Source organism: Actinomycetota bacterium, from assembly GCA_036280995.1.
GTDB lineage: Bacteria > Actinomycetota > CALGFH01 > CALGFH01 > CALGFH01 > CALGFH01.
In genome coordinates this window covers 1-2,013 of the sequence record DASUPQ010000916.1, presented here as the reverse complement: position 1 = coordinate 2,013, position 2,013 = coordinate 1, and the positions used below count along the sequence as shown (strand labels likewise).

1 protein-coding gene is annotated in these 2,013 nt (G+C 72.8%); it reads right to left on the bottom strand.

From position 1 onward, the window contains the following. Positions 1 to 168 precede the first annotated feature (168 nt). On the bottom strand, positions 169 to 1,860 hold the full coding sequence (locus VF468_30560; GenBank protein ID HEX5882629.1) for a DUF222 domain-containing protein: 1,692 nt from the start codon (positions 1,858 to 1,860) through the stop codon (positions 169 to 171). Positions 1,861 to 2,013: the final 153 nt, after the last annotated feature.

Here is a 2,013-nt window from a genome sequence, read left to right as displayed (position 1 = left end):
CGGGCCGCGGCTGCCCGTCGCCACACCCGCGAGGAGGTGCCGTTCTACACGGGTCGTCGGCGGGAACTGCAGGAGATCCTGGCGACCTGGTGACTCGGTCGGCGGAATCGGCGCGCGAGTTCGGTGTGGTCCATCGGCCGTTTCGCTCGATCAGGGACCCTGGTCGGCTCAGGCGGCCGCCTCGATCGGTGCGGCGTCGTGCCACAGCTTTTGGGCGTAGGGGCTGGTGCCGAGCATGAGGGTGCCTTGGTTGGTGGTCAAAGCGATCCAGCCGTGGGGTGATCGCCACAGGTAGATGCCGGGTTCGGGTTGTCGGGCCTGCCAGCCGCCGACGGTCTTGGCCCGGTGTTCGGGCCGGGTCAGCGGGCCCAGGTTGCCGAGGCTGGTCTGACCGGGTGGTCCGCCGCGGCGCCAGGGTCTTGTGTGGTCGAAGTCGGTGCGGCCGCTGCTGCTGCTGTACGGGAACACGCTCGCCGGGTTCCGGACATCCATCGCCCGCCGCAGTTCGAGGGGGATCTCGTAGGAGTCGACCGCGGCCACGGCCGCCGGGTCGAACACCGGTCGGATGGTGATGTTGGCGTCGGTGTCGGTGAGGAACTGGCGCAGTTCGTCGAGGGTGATCGGGCCGGCGTCGGTGCGCACCACTCCTTGCCTGGCGCGGACCGCTTCGTCGGTGAGGTGGAAGACGATCTGCACCCGGGGCCGGGACGCGTTCCGGTCGGCCCGGGTGACCGGCCGCAGCGGCAGACCACCGTTTGGCAGCAGCCTGGTGCCCGCCGGCCCGGCCGGCCCGGCCGCGTCGTCGGCGGCTGGATCGATGTCAGCCGATGCGCCCTTCGACCCTTCGGTCTCGGCGGGGTCGGGCCGCGGGCCGGCCGGCTCGGGCGGGTCGTCCTCGTCCGGTGGTGGTTGCTGGCCGGCCTGGTAGCCGGGGTCGGCCGGGTCGGGCCGGTGGTAGCGCCTGGCGTGCGGGTCGGCCCAGCCGGCGGCGGAGGCCTGCTGCCACGGGCCGGTCTCGGACGGGTCCGGGCCGTAGCCCCACGGATCGTCATAGACGTCGGACTGCCCGGCGTGGCGGTGCAGCAGATCCAGCGCGGCGGCCGGATTGCCCAGGATCCCGACCGCCTTGGACCGGCGCACGTCGACGCCGTCCTCGTCGCCCTCGTCGGCCAGCAGGTCCGCGACCCGGTTCACCGCGGCCAGGAACACCGAGCCGTCGCCCTGGGTGGCGCGGATGATCAACGTGCGGAGCCCGGCGGCCGCCTCACCGGCCCACACCCCGCGCCGCGCCTTCGACTCCGCCACCCGGGCGGAGTAGGCGGCCGGGTCGACCTGCAGCAGCATGGCGTCCAGGATCTTCTCGAACCGGGCCCAGGACACCAGCTCCAGCCGGGGGGTGATCAACCGGTCCAGCTCGGCGACCGCGACCAGGCCCAGATAGCGGGACCGGACCGCCACCGTCCGCGCCTTCCAGGCATGCACCTCACCCGCCACGACCCGCTCCCACAACCGGGGCAGCCGGTGCCGCAGATCCAGCGCGTCGGCGATCAGCACCCGGGCCGAACCGGGCGACAGCTGCTGCGCCAGGCCCAGCTCGGCCGGGCAGGTCTCGGCGACCAGCGGCGTGCCCAACCCACCCAACCGGACCAAGCCCTCCAGATCGGGCCGAGACCGGCGGACCGGGCGGGCCTCGCTCTCGTCGACCGGGTGGGCCGTCGGGTCGCCGTGCGCGTCGGCCCAGACCGCGGCCAGCACCAGCCTGCGGCAGCCGTGCCGCTTCTCCGCGGCATGGTTGGCGGCGACGAGGTCGACCAGCAGCGCGGCGGATCCGCGCGCCGCCTCCACCTCTTCGTCGAACATGTATACGATTTTAGCATGGGTTGCCGACAACGCCAGCGCTCGGAGCGAAGCCTCTTCGGCGTGTTGCAAGCGCGCCGGCGAGAGTCGTGAGTCGTCCTGCCGGTTGGGTTGGCAGACGTGGCGCGGGGACGGATGTGTCGTTACTTGCAGGAA

Bases quoted from the DNA above. Each gene is read 5' to 3' on its own strand.
- VF468_30560 (HEX5882629.1), bottom strand. From the start codon at position 1,860: ATGTTCGACGAAGAGGTGGAGGCGGCGCGCGGATCCGCCGCGCTGCTG.